Source organism: Epibacterium sp. Ofav1-8 (genome assembly GCF_022348185.1).
Classification (GTDB): Bacteria; Pseudomonadota; Alphaproteobacteria; order Rhodobacterales; family Rhodobacteraceae; genus Epibacterium.
This window is the reverse complement of the sequence record NZ_JAKRFD010000030.1, coordinates 1-2,883: the sequence shown is the minus strand read 5'-3', so window position 1 is coordinate 2,883 and position 2,883 is coordinate 1. Positions and strand designations below refer to the sequence as shown.

Here is a 2,883-nt window from a genome sequence, read left to right as displayed (position 1 = left end):
ATGCAGTCCACGCTGCGATCCGCGCTGGCAATTGCGGGGAAGATGCCGAACTTTCGCCGCTTCCACCTGAACTTGTGGACCGAAGGCGCGCAGACCTGGATCGCACCGGATGTCTGGGACAAGGGTACGGCCTCGGCCCCGTTTGATCCGGCGATGCTCTACGGGCGCAAGGCCTGGGTCGGGCTGGACCTGTCCAACAAGGTGGACACCACCGCGATCGTGGTCGCGGTGCCGGTCGATGGGCTGATCTATCTCATCACCTACACCTTTTTGCCGGAGGGGCCGAAAGGCTTCATTCAGCGGGCGCAGACCGAAAAGCGGGAATACGTCGGCTGGCGCGATCAAGGCTGGCTGGAAGTCCACAAGGGCGGGACGATTGACGAAGACCAGATTGCGGATCGGTTGGAGTGGATCAGGAAGCACTTTGACCTCCAGGAGGTCGCCTACGACCCTTGGGGAATGAAGTATCTGGCCGACAAGCTGGACAAGCGGCGGTTCCCGATGGTCGAGCACCGCCAAGGGTATGCCTCGATGTCCAATCCGATGAAGCGGTTCGAGGAAAGGGTTGCGCAGAACAAGATCCGTCACGGCGGCAATCCAGTGCTGGGCTGGCAGGTGGGCAACGTTCACCGCGACGAGGATGCCGCCGAAAACGTGAAACCGAACAAGAAAAAGTCCACAGGCCGTATCGATGCGGCGGTGGCAGCGATCATGGCGCTGGGGCGCGCCGAGGTCGGGGAAGAGAAACGCAAAGCGCGCGAGGTCATAGTGGTATGAAGTTTCTGGGGTTGGAAATCAGCCGCGCCGGGGCATCGGTGCCCGCGCAGGCGCGGGTTGAGCCGCCCGTGCTGGCGGCTGCCGCAGAGGCGGAGACCTCGGGCACTGCCACACCGCAACAGTGGATCACCGAAATCGGTTGGGGCGGTGGGCCGAAACTCTCTGCAAAACTGCCGCGTGTGACGCCGCAGCGGGGGGAACAGCACGGCACCATTTTTGCCTGCTGCAACAACATCGCCGGGGATCTCTCAAAGGTGCCGTTGAAGCTTTGGCAGCGCCAGTCGGACGGGCAGGAGGTGCGGGTGCGCGAGCATCCGGCGAATTACCTCCTGAATGTCGAGGCCTCGCCCGGTGTGCCCGCAAAGATTATGCGATTTGCCCTGGTCTATGCCTGGGCCTTGCGCGGCAATGGCTATGCCTTTGGCCCGCGTGACGGTGGTGGCGAGCTGGAGATGATCGAGCTGGTTGACCAGGACGGGTGCACGCCACTGCGGGCGGGACGTGATAGGTTTTATGACTTCACCGATGGGGCTGGCGAACTGCGCCGGGTTGCCAGTCGGTCTATGGTGCATCTGCGCTATATGGCGCTGGATGGCTGGACGGGCAGGTCGCCATTGCAGGTGGCGGCGGAAACAGTCGGCCTTGCCTTTGCGGCGCAGGAATCCGCGGTGCGATCCGTCTCCGGTGCCCATTCCAAAGCCTACCTGAAATTGGGCGAACACTACGGGGATGAAAAGACACTTGAGCGAAACGCCCGGCGGATCAAGAACACGCTTCTAAACCAGGGGTCAGATGGCATTCCAATCCTTGGCCCGGATGAGGACATCAAGAGCCTCGACCTGACCGCTGCCGATCAGGAGCTTCTGCAAAGCCGCAAGTTTGACCGCGAGCAGCTCGCCGCTATCTACCGCATGCCGCCCTCGAAGCTGCAAATGCTGGAATACGGCGTGAAGGCCAACGGTGAACAGCAGGCAATCGATTACCTGACGGACTGCCTGTTCCATTGGTCGGGGCTGGCGGAGCAAACGATGGCCATGGCCGTGCTGACCCGGCGCGAGCGCGAGGCCGAATTTTTTCTGCGCCATGATTTTGATGCGCTGCTGCAGCCGACGATCAAGGAACGCAACGAAGCGCTGCACAAGGCGGTCGGTGGCCCGATCATGACGCCGGATGAGGCGCGCAAGAAAATCGGCCTGCCGACTGTGGAGGGGGGCGACAAGCTGAACCCGGCACCGAACATGACGCGCGACGATAGCGCTGGAAAAGCCGACAAGAAGGGGAAAGAGGAATGACGCAAACCACGATTGGCGCATTGGTTGGCGGCGGGGATCTGGCCCTGCATGAGGCGGGGTTGCCGCTGTTGAACATGGATCTGCCGCGTGCGGATGCCCTGGATGCCTCGCTTGGGGCGGACGCGCTGGCCGATGCGGGCGTGACGCTGGAGCGCGGCCAGCGTTTTGCGGTGCATCAGCGCGTGGCCTATGTGCCGGTGCGCGGGGTGCTGACACCAAATTCGGGGGTGTTGGAGCGCTTTCTGGGGTGGTCCACCTATCATGGTGTTGCCGAGACGATGACCGCACTGGCCTCCAGTGATGAGGTGGAGGCGGTTGTGCTGTTCTTCGACACGCCGGGCGGCGCGGTCATGGGCATCCAGTCGGCGGTGGCGGCAATCCAGGCCTGCGCCGCCGTGAAACCGGTGCATGCTTTGGTGCATCCTCTGGCGGCATCGGCGGGCTATTGGCTGGCCAGCCAATGCAGCGATCTCAGCGCCAGCCCGGGCAGTTGGGTGGGATCGGTTGGCACGATGATGACATCCTATCAGCCGGTGCAGCCCGGGGAGACCGGCAATCAGATCTATATCCTGACCTCGGAGCATGCCGGGGCCAAGCGCCCGGATCTGTCGAGCGAGGAAGGCAAGGCGATCTCGATGGTACGGTTGAATGCGATGGAGGCGGAGTTTCTGGAAGCGGTTGCACAGGGGCGCGGTCTTGCGGTTGCCGAAGTTCCCAAGCGGATGAGCCGCACCGATGACGCCAAGATGGGCGGCGATGTGTTCTGGGATGGTGATGCGGTGGCGCGTGGTCTGGTGGATCAGATCGAAACCGT

The 2,883-nt window shown here is 62.7% G+C and carries 3 protein-coding genes; all 3 read left to right on the top strand.

Annotated features, from left to right (window positions below):
* The coding region (locus tag MHM97_RS22640) for a terminase TerL endonuclease subunit (protein ID WP_239325893.1) at positions 1-777 on the top strand (777 nt) is incomplete at its 5' end.
* Positions 774-2,069 carry a phage portal protein gene (locus MHM97_RS22635; protein ID WP_239325891.1) on the top strand — a complete coding sequence of 432 codons (1,296 nt, stop codon included), beginning with the start codon at positions 774-776 and terminating at the stop codon, positions 2,067-2,069. The genes MHM97_RS22640 and MHM97_RS22635, both read left to right, overlap by 4 nt.
* Positions 2,066-2,883: S49 family peptidase (locus MHM97_RS22630; protein ID WP_239325889.1), on the top strand; the 818-nt coding region annotated here is incomplete at its 3' end. The genes MHM97_RS22635 and MHM97_RS22630, both read left to right, overlap by 4 nt.